At 41.5% G+C, this 2039-nt stretch carries 1 protein-coding gene; it reads left to right on the top strand.

What is annotated here, in order from left to right; translation table 11 throughout:
- The first annotated feature begins 365 nt into the window (after nucleotides 1-365).
- Nucleotides 366-1853 carry a S1C family serine protease gene (locus LKD41_RS15445; protein WP_227701672.1) on the top strand — a complete coding sequence of 496 codons (1488 nt, stop codon included), beginning with the start codon at nucleotides 366-368 and terminating at the stop codon, nucleotides 1851-1853.
- Nucleotides 1854-2039: the final 186 nt, after the last annotated feature.

Here is a 2039-nt window from a genome sequence, read left to right on the forward strand (position 1 = left end):
CCTCGCTGGCACGTCCTGTGCCAGCGTTGCCGGGTGCCAGACGAAATCCTAAGTGCCCCTAACAGTCCTTATCAGGCATCCGTATTTCGACGAACGGTGGAGCTATCTATGTCAAACATTGGAAAGACTGTTTTTATAGCAAAAAGCAAAACGAAATATTAAGAACGGTGGTATTTCGGTGTGAAAATAAAATGTCCTTTTTTATAGAAAAAATTCTAATGTAAAATATATCCTCTTTTGCAGAGCTTTTTACAAATTAAACATAAAAGAAACATATTTTTCTCAATAAATAGACACAGAACTAACACAATTTATGGATATTATCATAATCAGAAAGTAACAAAGAGATGAAAGGAGTAATCTTTATGGAAAACAATTATAACAACAATTTTAACTCCGGCTCTCCTTATTCATATAATCAGACGAACCAGCAGACAGGAGACGGAACAAATACTTCATGGAGCAGTCAGGTGAACGGAAATACTTCACAGGGCTACAGTCAGGGAACCCAGTATGGGCAGGAAAATGCCTATTATAGTCAGGGAACCCAGTATGGACAGGGAAATGCCTATTATAGTCAGGGAACACAGCCATATGGACAGAATCAGCAGAAGAAAAAACGGAAAGAAAAAGTAAAGAAAGAACATGGTAAAGGCGGATTTGGTGTAAAACTTGCAAAATGTGCAGCTATTGCATTAGTCTTTGGATTGATTTCAGGAAGCGTATTTGCGGGAACAAATCAGCTGCTTGGAACGAAGTGGAGCAACTCTGAATCTGCTAAGACAGAGGCTTCCCTGAATAAGAGCAGCAGCGGAGATACCGTTAAGGCAGCAAATACTTCATCCAAAGCAGTAACCGATTTGACGGATGTCTCAGATATTGCAGATAATGTAATGCCATCTATTGTTGCAATTACGAATATGAGTGAAAAACAGGTAAGCACCTGGTATGGATATACTGCATCACAGCCACAGGAAAGCTGTGGTTCCGGAATCATAGTAAGCCAGGATGACCAGTACATCTATGTAGCAACGAATAATCATGTGGTATCCGGTGCCCAAAGTATTACCGTGCAGTTTTCCGATGACAGCACAGTAGCCGCAGAAGTAAAAGGAACAGATGCAGGAAGTGACTTAGCAGTCGTTGCAGTTCCGATTTCCGATATCAGCGCAGACACCTTAAGTACCATTAAGGTTGCAACCCTTGGCAATTCTGATGACTTAAGTGTAGGTCAGGCAGCAGTCGCAATTGGAAATGCGTTAGGTTATGGGCAGTCTGTTACAACCGGTGTTATCAGTGCATTGAACCGAGAGGTGTCCGTAGAAAATGAAGACGGTTCTACCACAACCAATGAACTGATTCAGACTGATGCGGCTATTAACCCTGGTAATAGTGGTGGCGCATTACTGAACGCCAAGGGTGAAGTAATCGGTATCAGTTCTGTAAAATATTCTGATACCAGTGTAGAAGGTATGGGCTATGCTATCCCGATTAATACAGCGTCTCCGATTATTGAAAAATTAATCAACCGGGAACAGGTGGATGAATCCCGTTCCGCATATCTTGGAATCTCCGGTGTAGATGTATCCTCCACCGTTGCACAGACCTATAATATGCCGGAAGGAATATATCTCTATCAGGTAAAGGAAGGTTCACCGGCAGAGCAGGCAGGCTTACAGGCAGGAGATATTATCACATCCTTTGATGGAAGCAAGGTTTCATCTACAACAGAATTAAATGATGCGATTAAGTATTGTGCAGCAGGTGATTCTGTAGAAGTTGTATTTGAACGTCAGACAGATGGACAGTATCAGGAACAGACGGTAACCGTAACTTTAGGGCAGAAAAACTAAAAACGGATAACAAAATGTAACACTTAGTCATCTATAAAGCAAAGCTACCGATAAGGCAGATAAAACAGCAGTGTCTTAAATATGTTGAAGAAAACATGGACACTGCTGTTTTTTTACTTTACAGGAAATTGCTTTCCTGTAAAGTAAAAAACGCTCCGCGAGGATGCACACTGCGGCGTATAAGGT

It is taken from the genome of Roseburia sp. CLA-AA-H209, assembly GCF_020687575.1.
Classification (GTDB): domain Bacteria; phylum Bacillota; class Clostridia; order Lachnospirales; family Lachnospiraceae; genus Roseburia_C; species Roseburia_C amylophila.